Source organism: Candidatus Zixiibacteriota bacterium, assembly GCA_035574315.1.
GTDB lineage: Bacteria > Desulfobacterota > Binatia > UBA9968 > UBA9968 > DATLYW01.
Genome location: DATLYW010000028.1, coordinates 81,941 through 98,186 on the forward strand (window position 1 = coordinate 81,941; position 16,246 = coordinate 98,186).

At 66.2% G+C, this 16,246-nt stretch carries 14 protein-coding genes; 7 read left to right on the top strand and 7 right to left on the bottom strand.

Features of this window, described 5'->3' with window-relative positions; genetic code table 11:
• Window positions 1-168: 168 nt before the first annotated feature.
• From VNN77_09120 to VNN77_09135, 4 genes are all read left to right on the top strand, one after another.
• On the top strand, window positions 169-1,158 hold the full coding sequence (locus tag VNN77_09120; protein HXG51549.1) for a TAXI family TRAP transporter solute-binding subunit: 990 nt from the start codon (window positions 169-171) through the stop codon (window positions 1,156-1,158).
• Entirely contained in the window at window positions 1,155-1,694 is a 540-nt protein-coding gene (locus VNN77_09125) for a hypothetical protein (protein HXG51550.1), read from the top strand. Before VNN77_09120 ends, VNN77_09125 begins: the two co-directional genes overlap by 4 nt.
• Window positions 1,684-3,609 (top strand): TRAP transporter fused permease subunit, encoded by a 1,926-nt coding sequence (locus VNN77_09130; GenBank protein ID HXG51551.1) that lies wholly within the window; start codon window positions 1,684-1,686, stop codon window positions 3,607-3,609. Before VNN77_09125 ends, VNN77_09130 begins: the two co-directional genes overlap by 11 nt.
• Before the next feature lie 332 nt (window positions 3,610-3,941).
• On the top strand, window positions 3,942-4,418 hold the full coding sequence (locus VNN77_09135) for a hypothetical protein (GenBank protein ID HXG51552.1): 477 nt from the start codon (window positions 3,942-3,944) through the stop codon (window positions 4,416-4,418).
• A 51-nt stretch (window positions 4,419-4,469) separates the two neighbouring features.
• Here VNN77_09135 and VNN77_09140 read toward each other — a convergent pair whose 3' ends face one another.
• The 4 genes from VNN77_09140 to VNN77_09155 all read right to left on the bottom strand — a co-directional run bounded on the left by VNN77_09140 (window position 4,470) and on the right by VNN77_09155 (window position 9,097).
• Window positions 4,470-4,949 (bottom strand): tripartite tricarboxylate transporter TctB family protein, encoded by a 480-nt coding sequence (locus VNN77_09140; GenBank protein ID HXG51553.1) that lies wholly within the window; start codon window positions 4,947-4,949, stop codon window positions 4,470-4,472.
• A gap of 1 nt (window position 4,950) precedes the next feature.
• Complete coding sequence (locus VNN77_09145) at window positions 4,951-6,456, bottom strand: tripartite tricarboxylate transporter permease (GenBank protein HXG51554.1); 1,506 nt, start codon at window positions 6,454-6,456, stop codon at window positions 4,951-4,953.
• A 343-nt stretch (window positions 6,457-6,799) separates the two neighbouring features.
• On the bottom strand, window positions 6,800-7,801 hold the full coding sequence (locus VNN77_09150) for a tripartite tricarboxylate transporter substrate-binding protein (protein ID HXG51555.1): 1,002 nt from the start codon (window positions 7,799-7,801) through the stop codon (window positions 6,800-6,802).
• A gap of 204 nt (window positions 7,802-8,005) precedes the next feature.
• Window positions 8,006-9,097, bottom strand: coding sequence for an NAD(P)-dependent oxidoreductase (locus VNN77_09155; protein HXG51556.1), 1,092 nt, complete (start codon window positions 9,095-9,097; stop codon window positions 8,006-8,008).
• Window positions 9,098-9,230: 133 nt separating this feature from the next.
• Between VNN77_09155 and VNN77_09160 the strand changes: the two genes are divergently transcribed.
• On the top strand, window positions 9,231-9,701 hold the full coding sequence (locus VNN77_09160) for a hypothetical protein (protein HXG51557.1): 471 nt from the start codon (window positions 9,231-9,233) through the stop codon (window positions 9,699-9,701).
• A 21-nt stretch (window positions 9,702-9,722) separates the two neighbouring features.
• On the opposite strand, the gene VNN77_09165 is transcribed toward VNN77_09160, so the two are convergent.
• The 3 genes from VNN77_09165 to VNN77_09175 form a co-directional block, all read right to left on the bottom strand.
• On the bottom strand, window positions 9,723-10,730 hold the full coding sequence (locus VNN77_09165) for an ABC transporter substrate-binding protein (protein HXG51558.1): 1,008 nt from the start codon (window positions 10,728-10,730) through the stop codon (window positions 9,723-9,725).
• A 276-nt stretch (window positions 10,731-11,006) separates the two neighbouring features.
• Window positions 11,007-12,449: a methylaspartate mutase accessory protein GlmL gene (glmL, locus tag VNN77_09170; protein ID HXG51559.1), complete on the bottom strand. Its 1,443-nt coding sequence runs from the start codon at window positions 12,447-12,449 to the stop codon at window positions 11,007-11,009.
• Window positions 12,450-12,578: 129 nt separating this feature from the next.
• Entirely contained in the window at window positions 12,579-13,622 is a 1,044-nt protein-coding gene (locus VNN77_09175; protein ID HXG51560.1) for an ABC transporter substrate-binding protein, read from the bottom strand.
• Window positions 13,623-13,780: 158 nt separating this feature from the next.
• On the opposite strand from VNN77_09175, the gene VNN77_09180 reads away from it, so the two are divergent.
• Window positions 13,781-14,995: a CoA transferase gene (locus VNN77_09180; protein ID HXG51561.1), complete on the top strand. Its 1,215-nt coding sequence runs from the start codon at window positions 13,781-13,783 to the stop codon at window positions 14,993-14,995.
• A 2-nt stretch (window positions 14,996-14,997) separates the two neighbouring features.
• Window positions 14,998-16,206 (top strand): CoA transferase, encoded by a 1,209-nt coding sequence (locus VNN77_09185; protein ID HXG51562.1) that lies wholly within the window; start codon window positions 14,998-15,000, stop codon window positions 16,204-16,206.
• The last annotated feature ends 40 nt before the right edge of the window (window positions 16,207-16,246 follow it).

The following is a 16,246-nucleotide window of genomic DNA, read 5'->3' on the forward strand; positions in this document are numbered from 1 at the left end:
CAAACCTGCGGGAGACTCGGGGTTGACATAGTCGGCGCGCGGAACGTATTCGTATTTTACGGCGGGTCGGCAAGAGAAGGCCCGGGGAAGGATAGAAAGGTCAGGCGTCCGACGCCCGTCCCGGTCTTCGGTCGGTTATCGAGAGGGCGCCCGGCGCAGGAGGCGAAGATGAAAATTCGGGGCCGCGCTTTCAGCTTTTTCGGTCTCGCCGCGCTGTTTCTCGCCGCTCTCTTTCCGGGCGGCGCGACGGCGCAGGTGAAGACCCGCATTTCCATCGCCACGGGCGGAACCGGCGGCGTCTACTACCCGCTCGGCGGCGGACTTGCCGCAGTGATCTCGAAGTATCTTCCCGGCGTCGAAGCGACCGCCGAGGTGACCACCGCCTCGGTGGACAACATGAAGCTGCTGCACGCCAACCGCGTGGCTCTTGCCTTCACGCTTCCGGACACCGCGTGGGACGCCTACCAGGGAAAACTCAAAGGGCTCGGCGAGAAAGTGCAGGTGCGCGCGCTGGCTGCGCTCTATTCCAACTTCATGCACATCGTCGCCCTCGAAGGCGGCGGCATCAAGAGCGTCCCCGATCTCAAGGGCAAGCGGGTCTCGACGGGTGCGCCCGGCTCGGGCACGGAGGTCAAGGGCTTGCGTGTGATGGAGGCCTACGGTCTTACTCCCCGGGATCTCAAGAGCCAGGACCGGCTCGGCGTCGCCGAATCCGCCGCAGCGCTCAAGGACCGAAAGATCGACGCCTTCATCTGGGACGGCGGCCTGCCGACGGCCGCGATACTCGATCTCGCAGCCACCCCGGGAATCCGAATTCACCTTGTGCCGCACGGCGACGCGGTCGCGAAGATGACCGCCAAATACGGCCCGCTCTACTTCGTCGGGACCATTCCGAAGGGGACGTATGCCGGAGTCGACACCAACGTTTCGGTGGCGGCCGTGACCAACCTGCTGCTCGCCCACGAGCGCATGGATGAAGAGCTCGCCTATCGGATCACTCGCGCGCTCCACGAGCACCAGCCGGAGCTCGTCGCCGTGCATCAGGCCGCCAAAGAGATTTCCTTGAAGAGCGCGGTGGTCGGTTCTCCCGTCCCGTTCCACCCGGGGGCGCTGCGTTTCTACAAGGAAAAAGGGATAGCGGTTCCGGGCGCAAGGTGAGAGCACGACAGTACGGCTGGCCGGCGGTCCTGATTCTCGTCGGCGTGCTCGCTCCAGGCGTCTCCAGCGCCGGCGGCGTCTGCGTCCTCGTGAAATCCCGGGAGGGCGCCGACGGCTACCGTGTGGCGCCGGGAGGCCGCCTGCGTTTGCGCTTCACCAATTCCGTCTACGGTTCCAGGGTAGAGGAGACCTTTGCCGTCGATCCCCGCGGCTTGCGGCTGCTGTCGGCGCGCTACTCCGAGGCGCGGCTCGCCGAGTTCTACGGCTACGAGACGGCGAGGCCGGTGGACGGGTGGTGGGCGGTCGAGCCGCCGCCGCGCCGGCTCTCCGTTTTGGATCTGCGCGCGACCGCCGACGATCTCATAGATCTCGCACTGGACGGACGAACGATCCCGTTGAACGGCGCGCGGCCGGCGGACGGGATCCGGCTTGCCGTCGGCGAGTGTCCGGACGGCCCGTTCCTCGGCCGCGCGAGAAAAAACGCCGACGAGCGCCGCAGCGGTGTGCCGGCCGGGGACGAGCACGATGTCCGATGAGGTCATCGACCGCGCGCGCCTGGATGCCGCCAGGGAGATCGCCGAGCGGGAAGAAGGGCCGCGAAGGCGCTTGTCGGGCGCGGCCGGCCGGATCGCTTCCGCTCTCGCCGTCGCCATGTCGCTTCTGTTTCTCTACTGGGCATGGGCGACGGTCACCACCCAGATCTTGCGGCTGGTCTTCCTCGCTTTTTCGCTCGTTCTCACGTTTCTCTTTTATCCCGCCCGCCGAAGAGCGCGCCCCGCTCGCCTCTCTTCGATCGATCTCGCCTTGATCCTGGCGAGCGTCCTGACGGTCGGCTACGCGCTCTGGGACTTCGAGGAGTTCATCTACCGTGCGGCCTTGCCCAGCGAACTCGATCAGCTTTTCGGCGCGCTCTGCATCGTCCTGGTGCTCGAAGCGGGGCGCCGGACCTCCGGCTGGATTCTCCCGGCCGTCGCCGTCGGCTTCCTCGCTTATGCGGTCTTCGGCGCCTGGCTGCCGCCTCCCTGGACGCACCAGGGCTATGGCATCGACCGGCTCGTCGGCCATATGTACATGACGCTCGAGGGAATCTTCGGCGTGCCGCTCGACGTGGCGGCGACCTTCATCATCCTGTTCATCATCTTCGGCGCGGTCCTGGAGCATTCCCGGGCCGGCGAGTTCTACGTGAATTTCGCGCTTGCGGCGACCGGCGGCAAGCCAGCGGGAGCGGGCCGGACCGTCACGCTGGCGTCGTTCCTCCTGGGAGGCCCCTCGGGCTCGGGAGTGGCGACCACGATCACGCTGGGATCGGTGGCATGGCCGCTGCTCTCCAGGGCCGGCTACGATCGCGATTCCGCCGGCGGCCTGCTCTCGGCCGGCGGAATCGGCGCTATCATCTCGCCGCCCGTTCTCGGCGCCGCGGCTTTCTTGATCGCCGAGTTCCTGAAGATCTCGTATCTCGAAGTGATCGCGATGGCGGCGATTCCGACGCTTCTCTATTACTGGTCGATCTTCACGATGGTCGAGCTGGACGCGAACAAATTCGGCGCGCGCCCGGTGGCCGTCGAAGGCGAAAGCGTCTGGTCGCTCACGCGCAAGTACGGCTACCATTTCATCTCGCTGTTCGCGATCGTGGCTTTCATGGTTTGGGGCTTTACCGCCATCCTGTCCGTTTTCTACGCGACCCTCCTGGCGGCGGCGCTGAGCTATCTCAGAAAGGAGACGGCCCTCACGCCGGCCCGCTTGTGGCAGGTTCTCGAAGACGGCGGAACCGGCGTCCTCTCGGTCGCGGCCACCTGCGCCGTGGCCGGAATCATCGTCGGTGTGGTTACGCTCACCGGTCTCGGCCTCAAGTTCTCCATGATCATTCTCGACCTGGCGGGCAGCAATCTGTTCCTGACCGTGGCTTATACCGGGATCGCGCTCTGGATCCTCGGCCTGGCGATGCCCGTCACGGCTTCTTACATCATCGCCGCGGTGATCACCGCTCCCGCGATGACCAAGCTGGGAATACCCGACTACGCGGCCCACATGTTCATCTTTTACTACGCCGTGCTTTCCGAAGTTTCCCCGCCGACCGCGCTCTCGCCGTTCGCCGCCGCGGCCATCACCGGGGGCAACCCGTACCGCACCACCATGATGGCGTGGAAGTACACCCTGCCGGCCTTCCTCGTGCCTTTCATGTTCACCCTCCATCCGAACGGAGTGGGGCTGCTGCTCAAAGGAGACTGGACCAACATCGTCTGGACGACGATCACCGCCGCCGCCGGGCTCACCGCGCTCGGCGCCGGATTCACCGGCTGGCTCCTGACCGCGATGCCGCTTCTCGAGCGGGCGCTCTTTTGCGCTGCGGGCCTCGTTCTCGTCTACCCGGGATGGCTGCAAGATGCGATCGGCTTCGGCTTGTTCGCGGTCGGCCTCGTCATTCAATTTCTCCGCCGCCGCACGGCTTGAACGACCGCCCGCCGGGCGGTCTCATACCTTGACGCCGCCGCGGTAAACGCCTACACTCCGGCCTTGCGCTCGATTCGAGGCCCTGGCAATTGAAGCACTTTCTGGCACTCTCGACCGCTGCCCTCCTCGTCCTGTCGTGGGTTGCGCTCAGCGGAACGCGCGCTGAGCCGACCGGTCGCTCCGGGCCCCCTTCCGCCGAGCCGGCTTCAGCGGGCGTTCCGGCAGACGACCGCGCGCTCCTGGATTCGTACGAGCGCGAGCAGTCGCTCTTGCGGCAGCAGGTGATCGACCGCCGCCGTCTTCATCGAGAGGGCAAAATCTCGGAGGCCGAGGTGCGGGAGGCGGAGCAAGCCCTGATTGCGTCGCTGAGGCGCGTCTACGAGGCGAGGGGAGCCGTCCTGCGTCGCGAGGTGGCGCTCACGGGAGCCCGGGACGATCTTCTGCCGCCGCCCCCGTCGCTGACGCCGGCCTCGCGCTCCCGGCCCGGGGCGCCGGCCTTCCGTTTCAGCGGCACCCGCTGGTCGGTGAGCGATGCCGCCGCGGTCCGCGAGTTCTACGCCCAACGCTTCGGCCGCAGCCTGCCGGTTACGGCCTACGGCCAGACGCCCACACACAGACAGATGCGCTTCGATCACCGAAACGCCATCGACGTCGCGGTCCACCCCGACAGCCCCGAGGGAAAAGCGCTGACCGAATATTTGCGCCGCTCGGGCATCCCTCACGTCGCCTTCCGCGGACGTGTCGCCGGCGCGTCGACCGGGGCGCACATCCACATCGGTCCGCCTTCGCAGCGACGCGCCGCCGACTAGCGGCACCCCCCGCTCCGCTTTTGTAGCCTGCCGTGGGGCGGGCCGGCCCGCTTACAGCCCCAACCGGAGCTGTATCAGCCCGGACTCGAACTGGAGGTGGACGATTCGCTGGAAGAGCGCGTAAAAAAAGCCCCACGTGATGGCCGTAAGGACAAAGGAGCTGCGCCAACTCGTCCGGCTTTGCAGCTTCAGAAAAAGGAAGAGAAACAGCGGCACCGCAACCGGGAAGCTCGCCAGATAAACCATGGCGATGAACCCCGCCATCCAGCCAAAGATCGTCACCGCTCTGCGCCGCGCCACCTCGGGGGGGACCTCGGCGGAGAACTCCGCCTCGACCGCCGCACCGGCGGCGGCTTCGGGCTTGCCGTAAAGCTGCAACAACAGATGCGCCAGAGCCAGGATCAGGAGAGGAATCGCCGCGGCCAGGGGAAAAAAACCTGCCTTGAACGGCCACTGCGAGGCGGAATGAATGGCGTACCCGGCGACGAAGATCAGAAACAGGCTCAAATAGATGTGGCCCCGCCGGTTCATATCACTCTCCACCGCCAGCCCGCGCGGCCCTCTCGCGCACGAAGGGATAAACGATAACGATCACCAGCAGGACGATCAGCAGGACCACGATCGGATGAGCCAGCCAGGCGAAGCCGTAGCGGGAAACCGATATGAAAAGGTAGGTCTCGACGAGCTTCCCGAGAACGAAGCCCAGCACCAGGGGCGGCCTGGGCCAGCCCCAAAGCACCATCAGATATCCCAGAACGCCGAAGCAGAAAGTGACGATGAGATCGGCGATCTGTCCGTTCGCCGTATAGCTGCCGACGAAAACCAGCAGCAGGATGAAAGGAATGATCAATCCGCCCCGGACATAGGTCACTTTTGCAAGGTGGTTGAGAACCGCCAGCGAGAGCGCGACCGTAATGATGTTTGCGAGCACCAGAGTCCAGACCATGGAATAAGTCACGGCCAGGTGTTTGCTCAGCATGTCGGGACCCGGGACCAGACCCATGATCATGAAGGCCCCGAGCAAAATTGCCATCGCGCCGCTTCCCGGAACGCCGAAGGCGACGGTCGGCACCAGATCCCCCCCTTCCTTCGAATTGTTCGCGGCGCCGGGCCCGAGCACTCCGCGCACATCCCCCTTGCCGAAGCGCTCTCGATCCCTGGCATCCCGGGAGCTTTGCACCGCATGGGCATAGGCCATCCACTGCGCCACGCCTCCGCCTGCACCGGGCATGATGCCGACGAACACTCCGATTGCGGAGCAGCGGACGACCAGCCAAAAATGACGGAACGTGTCCCGGATTCCTTCCATGACCCCTTCATTGAGATTTTCGGCGGGCCGGTCGCCCGCGATCGAGGTGCCCCGCACCGCCAGGTCCACGATCTCGGGAATCGCGAAAATTCCCACGAGCACCGGCACGAGGTCGAGCCCCTCCCAAAGGTACATGAGTCCCATGTCGAACCTGAGCGATCCCGACTGTCGCTCCTGCCCGATCGTCGAGAGCAGAAGACCGAACAGACCCATCGCAAAACCGCGAATCTGGCCCCGGAGAGTCAGCCCGCTCAGCGATGTGATACAGGCGATTCCGATCATCGACAGCAGGAAAAGCTCCGGTGAGCCGAAAGTAAGGACCAGCGGCCGTACGATGGGAATGGCCAGCGCCAGCGTCGCAGCGCCGATTAACGCGCCGACGAGCGAGCTCATCAACGCCGCTCCGAGCGCCCGGCCGGCCTCGCCTCTTTTGGCCATCGGATAACCGTCCACGACCGTGGCGGCGGAAAGGCCTTCCCCGGGAACCCCGAAAAGGATCGACGTGATATCCCCGGTGGTCGCCGCCACCGAGTGCATCCCCAAAAGGAATGCGAACGCCTCGACCGGGCTCATCTTGAAAACGAACGGGATCATCAACGCGAGCGTGGCCGCTCCGCCGATGCCGGGGAGCAATCCGACGCAGAAGCCCAGGCCCATGCCGACGAGCATCAGGCTCAGGGCCTTCCACTGCAAAATCAGAGAAAGACCCTCGACGAAGGCTTCGAACATCGTTTCGCCGTCCGCGTTACCGGAAATCGATGAGCCTGCCCGGCAAACCGGGCGCGACTATATGAGATCGAAAAACGACGTGTCAAGAAAGCGAGCCGGAGGTTCGCGGACGTTGCGGTTCCTTCGAGTCGTTCGGTGGACCGGCGGCTCCGCCCGCAGGTCTCGCTTTGCCCGCAGAGGTCCGATCCGTCGAAGCTGAAAGAGCGTCCGGGCCCGCTCAAAGCCGGCACGCGGCCGCGAAGCGTCCGACCCCCCTGCCGGCGGCTCGACCTTGCGGCAAGCGAAGGATGCCGGCGAGGCGCGCGCCGGGAGGCGCAGAGCGGCGGAGCCCCCCGGCGCTCGATCACCCTTCCGCCTTGATGTACTTCCCCATCTCCCTCAACGTCTCGGGCGTCTGGTTCATGAGGGCGGTAAAATCCCGCAAGACCTGCTCGTGCGGGATGTAGGAGAAAAGGATCTTGGCTTTTTTCCCTTCAGCCAGGAACTCCGGGTCCTTCAACGCCTTGGCGAACGCTTCGCGGAGCATGGCGAGACGATCCGCGGGCGTGCCCGGCGCGGCCGCGAACGCTCGCCCGACCGCCATCGGAATCGCCTTGATGGCCATCAGCGATTTGCCCACCTGGCTGGTCGCCAGATCCTCGTCGACCGGCAGGTTCTCGAAACCCGGCATGGCCACGCGGCCACGAACCAGAGGCCGGACCACTCCCCGATCCGCGGCCAGCTTGACGGTCGTGGCGAGCGCCGACCATGAATCGACCTCCTTGCGCTCCAGAGCGAGCAAGACGTCGCTGTTGGCCGGATATCCGGAGACGAGCTTCAGCTTGAGCCCGGCGAATTCCTTGAGGAGCAGGGGAAAATCGTGGGCGTTCGACCCCGGTCCGGTGGTCCCGGCGATCAACTCGCGATTGGCTTTCTTCAATTCCTCGAAGGTGCGATATGGAAGGTCCGCCCTGATCGAGAACGCCACGCCGTCGGCGCCGGAGGAACCGAGCCACTGAAACTTTCGCACGTCGAAGCGCACCTGCTCCACCTTGGAAAGCTGCGCGATGGCGACGTTGGGATTGGCGGCGAGAATGGTCAGTCCGTCCGGCTTCGCGATGTTGAACACATGATTCGTCGCGAGCAGATGGGCCGCGCCGGGCATGTGTTGAACGACCACGGCCGGCTTCCCGGGCAGGTACTTGCCCAGGTGGTGGGCGACGATCTGGGCGCCGATGGCGAGGCTTCCGCTCTTGGCGCCGATCAAGACCGTGACGGTTTTGCCGGCGTAGAAGTCCGCCTGCGCCCAGAGAGGTCCCGCATACAGCACCAGGAAAGCGACGCTCAGTACCCCAGCCTTCTTCATGGCTTCCTCCTTACTCATGGTTTGCAACCGCCCCGGCTACGACATACCCGCACTTCTCCTTTTGAAAACGGTCGAAGGTTATTGGAATCGGCGCCCGGGAGTCAAGAGGCGCCCGGAGCCCTGGTCGGTACGCGCCGGCGCCGTGTCCCGATGCCCCCGCGCGTGAGCTGCAGAAGACCAAAACACGCCCGCGCCGTCTCCCCGTTACACTGCGCGCGACAGATTGACCAGGATCTCCTCGATGTCGTCGAGCGAATTGGAGCGGGGCGATCCGCCGAGACGCGGCGTGACGATGACGTTGGGAAGCCGGAGCAGCGGATCGTCCGGCCCGGCCGGCTCTTCGTAGAACCCGTCCATCGCGAACCCGCCCAGCCTCCCCGACGACAGCGCCTCGAGCAGCGCCTCGCGGTCGACGTGGGCGGGCTGTGAGACGTTGACGAGCAGCGCGGCAGGCTTGATCAGCCGCAACTCGGCGCGCCCGATGAATCCCCGGGTTTCGGCGCTCCGCGGCAAATGGAGGCTCACGCAGTCGGAGGTTTCGAGCAGCTCGGCGAGGGAACAGTGGACCGCCCCGTACCTCTCCTCCTCCGCGGCCGCAAGGCGACGGCGCTGCGTGTAAGCGATCTCCATCCCGAAAGCCAGGGCCCGCTGGGCGACTTCCCGCCCGATCTCGCCCAGCCCGATAATGCCGAGCCGCCGGCCGTAAAGCGTCCGCAACCCGCCGATCCGCGCCCAGTTGCCGTTCGGCGTGTGGGCGCGATCGAAGCGCGTTGGTTCGAAGCCCCCGTCCTCGAGCTGCTCGACGCTCACCCGGTTCGCCACCGCTGGGAGCTTGCGGGCGAGCGCGAGCATCAGCGCCAGGGCTTGCTCCGCGGCAGAGACGTTGGCGCGCCGCCGAAGCGTAAGCACCCGCACCCCCGCGCGATCGCAGGCGCTGAGCTCGATCCGCGACGTGATCGTGCCGTATTTCTGAACGAGCGCCAGAGCGCCGCCCGCCGCCGCAATCTCGTCGGCGCCGACGGCAAGCGCCTCGACCACGGCGCCCACGGCTCCCGAAAGACTCGCGCGGAGATCGGCCTGGCTGCGTGCCAGCCTGACCTCCGCCGGATAGAGCCGGCCGACGCGGCTTCGTACCCGCTCGCGCCAGGCCGGAAAATCGAGATCGTGGGCGCAGAAGTGAGTGAACGCCGCGGCGAGCGCGGCCGGCGCGGCCGGATCGAGAACGACCTTGATGACGCGGAGAAACGAATCGTCCTCCACGACGAAAACGGGTCGGCGCTGCGAGGTTGCGATCATGACGAAACCCGGCCCGGGCGAGCCGTCCTTTCCACCCTATGTCACTTCGCCCAGAACAGGCAAACGGTCCCGGGACGTCCCGGAGGCGCGGTTGCGCAGCTTCGGCTTTTGCGCTATAGGACGGCGACAGGCCATGCCTCCTTCCGAAAAATATTCCGCCGCGCTGCGCTGCATCGGGCAGGCGCTGGAGCAAAAAGGGATCGACATCTTCGACCTGGTCTGCTCCGGCGACGAGTTTCTCCTGCAGTGCGGCGATCCGGAGCCTCCCCATCTTGCGCTTCTCGAGCTTCGCTATTCCCGCGATGACATCCAGGAGCTCGAAAGTCAGGGCCAGGCGAAGCGCGGCCGATCCTTCAAAACCGTGAACTTCGAGGGTTTGCCGGAGACGCTGCGGGCGCTCGGCCAGCGAATCGACTCCGTGGGCGGAACGCTGAGGCGGATTTGCAGCGAAGAAACCGCCGATTCCGGGGACGCGCTGCGACTCGAGTATCAGACCCGCGACCGCAACTTTCGAGTCGAACGGCTTACTCCAGCGGCGCTTTACCAGCACTGCGTCCGCATGTACAAGGAGCGCTCCCGCACCACTGCCCGCGACCGCATTTGATTTTTCTCCCGGGGCCGCCCTTTACTTCTGGCGCTGGAGCGCGCGGATGAATCCGCTCTGCTCGATCCGGCGCACGTACGACGGCTCGATGATCGAGGCCGGGTCGACCTGCTTTGCCTGCGGGTATTGGTGCGATAAGATCTCCAGAGCCGCCTTGATTACTTCCACGGAAGGAAGCGGAACGTCCTCGATGTTCGGGCGCGTGTAGCGATAGGTTTCTTCGAGGATCTCGCCGCTCGCCCCGCGCATGTACTTCCCCATCACGGAGAGGCTCTTCTGCTTGCTCGCCTTGAAGACGTGGATGCCTTCGATCAGCGTCTTGAGCAGCCTTTCCGCGAGATCCGGGTTTTTCTCGGGCGTGCGCCGCAGCGTGGTCACGGTATTGTACGGATAGACGACGCCCGCTCTGTCGTAGTCGATCAGCTCGCGGTAACCCATCTTCTTCGCCACGAGCGTATACGGCATGGTCAGGGAAGCAGCCTCCACGATGCCGCGCTCGAGAGCCGGAAAGGTCAAGGCCGCCTCGCCGACCGGCAGAAGCCTGACATCGCGGTCCGGCACGAGCCCCAGCTTGGCGCGCAGCACGTACCGTACCATGGTATCCGCGAAAGCTCCGGGGCGCCCGGTGGCGATGGTCTTGCCGCGCAGATCCTCAGCGCTCCTGATCTCGGCCCGTGTGAAGAGCCCCGAGCCCACCTTGTTGATGAACGTGAGAATAATGGCCTGGTCTTTGACGCCGAGCACGTGTGAGGTGAGCGCTCCGGTCCCCGTTGCAACGACGTAAGGCACCTCGCCGCTGGCGAGCAGCTGCTGAGGACGAATCCTGCCCGCATAGATCGCTTTGAGGTCCAGGCCGTGCTTGATCCCGAGCCGCTCTTCCACCGCCATCCAGAGAGGAACGTAAGCGCCCGAGAAAGACGAATAGCCGATGGTCAGGGTTTCGAGCTCCGGCGCGGCGAGCGCCGGCCGCCCGGCGGCGAGCGAAACGAACAACGTGCACAACCAGACCGGAAAGCAGACGCGGATCATGGGGGCCTCCTGCTGCGGCCTATCGGCCGCGCGCCGTCCAGGAAAAAGTCGCTACGCTTCCGTTCAAAACGTTCAACCGCCTCGCTCCGTTCAGGCCGTTGCCGCGCGGAGCGCGACAGAAACGCGAGGTTCGGGACCGTGGAAGCAGGACGCCGTGAAACCGGACCAGGCCGGGCGTTCTCGGCGCGCTAACGCCTTTCTGCTCACTGTTGACCGCTCGCCCTTCCCGAACTTCGAACCTCGAACCGGAAACCAGAAACCCCGGCTTTTCGCAATTCACAAGCCGGCTTGTAAAGGGGCCAGCCGCTTCGTCGAGCTCAAAAAGATCCTCGAAGCCGCCTCGGGGTGGCTTTGCGAGAGCAGGCCCGCGGCGTAGAGAAGGTACGACGAATCGGCGTAGAGCTCCGGATTCGCCGGACGCAGCACCTGAGCGCGGCGGCTTCGGTCCGGAGCCCCGCCGAGAATATAGGCTGCGTATGGATTGTAAACGAAGATCCCGCCGGTGCCGACGACCGTGCGCGTCTCGCTCAAGTCCTTGCCGTAGTAGGCCCACGCTTCGCCTTCCCGAGCGACGATCCGCTCCCGCCGGCCCGCGTGGCGCTCGACCGCGAGATCGACCGCTGCGCGCGCCAGACCGGCATCCACCGCCTCTTGCCATGGCTCCTCGGGGAGCCGCGCGGTCTCGCGGCTGACGCCATCCACGTAGGCGGCAAGCCGCTCCCGCGACCACGGGTATTGCGGAAAAGCGGCCCGGAGCATGCCCTCGAAATCCGCCCATCCCACGCGCTCGACGATCGTCCGGGCGTTACACCGAATCCCGAGGTCGCCTTCGACGGTGCGCTTGGCGAACGGCTCCGGCAGAGCCGCTTCGACCAGCCCCGGCCCGGGGGCCTTGCCCCAGCCGACGGAGTGAACATCGGTCGTAGCGCCGCCGACGTCGACGACGAGCAGCTCGCCGCGTCCGATCGCTTCGGCGGCGATTCTCGCCCCTTCGAGGACCGCCATCGGTGTCGGCGTCACGGAGGAAATCCACGGACGGATCCGGTCGAGCCCCTTCGCCCGGATGATGTGTTCCATGAAGAGACGCCGGATTTCCTGCCGTGCCGGCTCGACGTCGAGCATGCCCGGACGCGGCATCACGTTGGCCACGACCCGGACTTCTTTCCCGACGCTCTCGAATGCGCTGCGGACCTCGCCCGCGGCGGCGCGATTTCCCGCCAGGACCACCGGGGCGGTGAGCGAAGAGCGGGCGAGGAGGCGAGCGTTGTGAACGATCGTCGCTGAATCGCCCCCGTCGGTGCCTCCGGTGAGCAGGATCATATCGGGGCGCCGGCTCTCGATCTCGGCGAGCGCTGCCTCATCGAGCTTGAACGACCAGGCTCCGATCAGCCTGGCGCCCGCGCCGAGCGCCGCCGCGCGTGCCGCCTCGACGGTCAGTCCCGGAACCAGACCGACGACGGCCATTTTCAAGCCGCCCGCCGCGCTGCTCGACGCGAGCGCCGAACATTCTTCCAGGACCTCGAGGCTGTCGGGCCTGCGTGAAAAGACGCCGTGGCGTTCGTGCAAGAGGCTGAGCGCTTCAACAAGTCCCTCGCCCACGTCGCTTTCGACGGTGGAGGGGACCCGGCTTTCGCCGAGCACGGCAGCGGTTTTCGGGTCCACGGCGACCGCCTTCGTATAGGTGCTGCCGAAATCGATGAGGAGGACCGGTGATTTCAAGAATTCGGGTCTGGGGTCCGGCGTCCCGAGTTTCGAGCCGCGCAAGCTTTCAAACCGGGAGCTTGAGCACCGGGCTCTCGCACCGAGGGCGCTGGACCGGCGACCTGGGACGTCGAAGTTCGGGCGGCGTCAGTACCCCCATTTTTCCGCGACGGCGCGCGCGCGGCGGTATTCCGCTTCGAGCTCCTTGCGCTCCGCCAGCTCACGAAAGGCCTCGCTCACCAGGTCCTGAGCGCAAACCTCCCGGATCGGCGGAACGTCGTAGTTCAGCTCTCCGAGCCGTTCTTCTTCCTGCAGCATTTCCTCGAACCCGGTGGCCTTCCCGTCGATCGGGAACGGCATCGCCTCGAGGTCCACGGCGGTGCGCGCGGGGCGGTCGACATCGCGCTCCTCGGGATCGGGGCTCGAAAGGCGAAGCCTCTTTTCGAGCAGCGTCACGTACTCGTGGTTGCGCGGCATGTCGCGGATGAACCAGTAGGAGCGGATCATGCCCTTGAGAAAGCTCTTGACCATGTCCGGCCGCTGCTCGAGGATCCGCCCCGTCGCGGCGATGACCCGCTCGGGCCGGCCCCGGGGATACTGGTCCGCCGGCGCGACGAGAACGTTGCAACCGTCCCGCCGGAGCTCCTCGGCGCGCCAGGTCGGCACCGGGGCGCACTCGACACGCCCGCTGCGGATCGCCTCCATGTGCAGCACGGGAGCGACCCCGATCCGTACCCACTCGACGTCGCGCTCCGGGTCGAGCCCGGCTTTCTTCAGCTGAATCTGGATCGCCCAGTGGCGAATGCTGTTGAAGTCGCTGATGCCGACGCGCTTTCCCTTGAGATCGGCGAGGGAGCGGATGCCCGGCGGGGCGATCCAGACGTTGGTGTGCTGGTTTCTCCAGCCCGCGATGATGTAGAGATCGGCGCCCCGAGCACGCTGGAAAAAAACAGTGCGCGACTGAACGTCGAGCGCGATGTCGACCGACTTCTCTTTCATCGCTTGCGAGATGCCGAGCTTTTCCAGGCCGAAAGGAACGATCGAGTCGTGCAGCAGCTCGTAGGCGGGCCCGCCCTCGGCGTCGTGCAACCCCTCGTCGTAAAGATAGCTCATCTCGTGCGCGACGCTCACCGGCACCTGGTGAAGGACGTGATAGCAGGTAGGGGCGATGCGGAGCTTTCCGTTCAGCACGATCGGCTCTCCCGCGCCGCGGGGCGCGCGAGCGGTCTCGCGCCCCTATAGCAGGCCCGTGCCCCGCTCGTCAAGAAAGCTTCGCGCCTTGACACGGTCGCTCGATCCGAGTAACAGTGGCGGCACCGATTCGCCGGCAAGCCCGGCGCGAGCCGCCGATGACCGATCTCGAGCAGACAGCTCCTCCGTTGACCGGCTATCGAGTTCTCGATCTCGCGGGCCCGCTCGGCTTCCATTGCGGCAAGCTGCTCGCGGACATGGGCGCCGACGTGATCAAGGTCGAGCCGCCGGGCGGCGACGAGGCGCGGCGTATCCCCCCCTTCAAGGACGGCGTGCCTCATCCCGAAAAGAGCCTCTACTTTCTCCACTACAACACCAACAAGCGCGGCATCACGCTGGACGTCGCGCATCCGGACGGGCGGGCCATCTTCTTGGAGCTCGCGCGCCGCGCCGACGTGGTCCTGGAGACGCTCCGTCCGGCGCGCTGCGCCGAGCTGGGCCTTACGTACGCCGAGCTCAGCGCGGTCAATCCCGGTCTCGTCGTCGCCTCGATCACGCCGTTCGGGCAGAGCGGCCCCTGGCGCGACTACAAGGCCAACGACATCGCCGGCCTGGCGCTGGGCAACCTGCTCTATCTCGCGGGCGAGCCCGGAGAGCCGCCCCTGCAGCCGCCCGGCGAGATCGCCTACGGCATGGCTTCGACGTACGGCGCCTTCGGCATCGCGGTGGCGCTCTACCACCGGCTGGAAAGCGGCCGGGGGCAGCACGTCGACGTCTCGATGCACGAATGCGCGGCGCACATCGCCGGCTACTTCGTCCCCCACTACAGCCACAGCGGCGCCAAGCCGGCGCGCGCGTCGCGCAAGGGCGAGGAGACCGATCTCTACGATCCCTATCCGACCAAGAACGGCTACGCGCGCATCTTCATCATCCCCGTGGAGCAGTGGCGCCGTCTGGTCGACTGGATGGGCCGCCCGCCGTCGATTTCCGGGCCGGAATTCGAGAAGATGGCCTACCGGCGCAGGCACCCGGAGCCGGTGCACAAGGCGATCTCGGAATTCTGCCTGCGCCATACCAAGGAAGAGCTTTACGAGGAAGGACAAAAGCGGCGCATCAGCGTCACGCCGATCAACACGGTCGGCGAGTTCATGAACAGCCCGCAGGTGAAGGCGCGCGGCATCTTTACCGAGATGGCGCACCCGGCCGTGGGCAGGTACCTCCACTTCGGCCCGGTTCCGAGGCTGAGCGAGAGCCCGGGCCGCGTGACGCGGACCGCTCCGCTCGTCGGCGAGCACAACGAAGAGATCTACTGCGGCGAGCTGGGAATGAACAAGGAGGACTTGGTTGCCCTGCGGGCCGAGGGGGTGATCTGACGATGACGCGACTGCCGCTCGAGGGAATTCGGGTCGTCGAGCTGACCACCGGGGCCGCCGGCCCGACGGTTGCGCGCGTACTGTGCGAGTTCGGCGCCGAGGTGATCCGCTGCGAAACCCGTCTCCGGGGGGACGGCCACCGCGGGGAGGACCCGGCGCTCTGGAACAAGAAGCCGGATTTCATCAAGCTCCAGCGCGGCAAGAAATCGTTCACCGTCAACATGCAGACCGAAAAGGGGCGCGAGCTGGTGCGCGAGCTTCTGCGGAAGGCGGACGTGCTGGTGGAAAACTTCGGCCTGGGTGTTCTCGAGAAATGGGGACTCGATTATCCGCGGCTGAGGGAGATCAACCCGCGCTGCATCCTGATCCGGGTCAAGGGCATGGGTTGCACCGGGCCGCACGCCGCCGACCTCACGTACGGCCCCAACGTCGGCAACACGATGGGAACCACCTACCTGTGGAACTACCCCGGCGCGACAACCGCGACCGCGGAGCCGCGCACACAGCACCCCGATTTCATGGGGGGCGTCACCGGCGCGTTCGCCGTCGTGCTCGCCCTCATCCACCGCAAGAAGACCGGGCGCGGCCAGTGGATCGACAGCGCGCAGGTCGAGATCGGCGCGTCGCTGCTCGGGCCCCGCTACCTCGAATACTCGGTCAACGGGACCGAGCCGCGGCCCACGGGCAACCACAGCCTCGTCGCGGCGCCCTACGGCGCCTACCGCTGCGCGGGAAACGATCGCTGGTGCGTGATTTCGGTCGAGCGCGAGGACGAGTGGCAACGGTTCGCCGCGCTTCTCGAACGAGCCGGGCTCGAGCCCGACCCGAGATTCGCGACCCACCTCGGGCGCGTGCGCCACAGGGACGATCTCGACCGCTGGGTAACCTCGTGGACGAGTCGGCACGATCCCTATCACGTGATGGAGACGCTGCAAGCGATCGGCGTCTGCGCCGCGGTCGTGCAGGACGTCGAGGATCAGTTCGAGCGCGACCCGCAGTACCGCGCGACCGGGTTCCTCGTGGCGTTGAACGAGCCGGAAGCCGGCAAGGTCGTAACCGAAGGCGTCCCCGTTCGCCTGTCGGAAACACCGGGCCGGGTGCGCGGCCCGGCGCCGCTCATGGGCGAGCATACGCGCGAGATCGCGAGGAATCTGCTGGGGCTGAGCGACGCGGAGATCGCCCGGCTCGAAGAGGAAAGAGTGCTCTACTGAACCGGCGCGCGCGGCGCGGCGATCGCGCCGGGGCCTGCAC

Coding starts and splice junctions, on each gene's coding strand:
- VNN77_09180 (HXG51561.1), top strand. CDS start 13,781: ATGACCGATCTCGAGCAGACAGCTCCTCCGTTGACCGGCTATCGAGTT.
- VNN77_09145 (HXG51554.1), bottom strand. CDS start 6,456: ATGTTCGAAGCCTTCGTCGAGGGTCTTTCTCTGATTTTGCAGTGGAAG.
- VNN77_09165 (HXG51558.1), bottom strand. CDS start 10,730: ATGATCCGCGTCTGCTTTCCGGTCTGGTTGTGCACGTTGTTCGTTTCG.
- VNN77_09185 (HXG51562.1), top strand. CDS start 14,998: ATGACGCGACTGCCGCTCGAGGGAATTCGGGTCGTCGAGCTGACCACC.
- VNN77_09130 (HXG51551.1), top strand. CDS start 1,684: ATGTCCGATGAGGTCATCGACCGCGCGCGCCTGGATGCCGCCAGGGAG.
- VNN77_09120 (HXG51549.1), top strand. CDS start 169: ATGAAAATTCGGGGCCGCGCTTTCAGCTTTTTCGGTCTCGCCGCGCTG.
- VNN77_09155 (HXG51556.1), bottom strand. CDS start 9,097: ATGATCGCAACCTCGCAGCGCCGACCCGTTTTCGTCGTGGAGGACGAT.
- VNN77_09150 (HXG51555.1), bottom strand. CDS start 7,801: ATGAAGAAGGCTGGGGTACTGAGCGTCGCTTTCCTGGTGCTGTATGCG.
- VNN77_09140 (HXG51553.1), bottom strand. CDS start 4,949: ATGAACCGGCGGGGCCACATCTATTTGAGCCTGTTTCTGATCTTCGTC.
- VNN77_09160 (HXG51557.1), top strand. CDS start 9,231: ATGCCTCCTTCCGAAAAATATTCCGCCGCGCTGCGCTGCATCGGGCAG.